Raw genomic sequence first — 468 nt, forward strand, 5'->3', positions numbered from 1 at the left:
GCCCCGATCCGTTCGAGCGTGGCAAGGATCATTGCCTGTTCCCATCGCGGCAATTGGTCGAAACCCCGACCAAAACGCATCTGCAAAGGAAACGGCAGGTCGCTCAGTCGTTGACGGCCTTCCTTAGTCACCTGGACAAGGATTTGGCGTTTGTCGTTGTCGCTGCGAGTGCGGGTGACGAGGCCGGCCGCAACCAGCTTATCGACGATATTGGTTATCGTCGCCTGTCCGAACCGAAGCGCGGCGGCGACGGCGCTGGGAGTCATTCCTTGCGCGGAGCCGATCTGCCGCAACACCAGCGCCTGCGACGAGGTCAGCCCGGTCGCAGCGGCCATCTTTCGGTTCTCCAGATCCGCCGCGTCGAGAATTTTTCTCAGTGCCGAAAGTGCCACCGGGGTGAGGTCGCTGTCCATGCCCTGACAGCTAGCTTTCCTGCGGCTTTCCGCCAAGATGCAAGATACTTCCAAA

Annotated in this window: 1 protein-coding gene; it reads right to left on the minus strand. The window is 60.5% G+C overall.

What is annotated here, in order from left to right; all coding sequences use genetic code 11:
• Nucleotides 1–413: MarR family winged helix-turn-helix transcriptional regulator (locus ACYPYD_RS22355; protein ID WP_459665612.1), on the minus strand; the 413-nt coding region annotated here is incomplete at its 3' end.
• Nucleotides 414–468 lie beyond the last annotated feature (55 nt).

It is taken from the genome of Novosphingobium sp. 11B, from assembly GCF_054589055.1.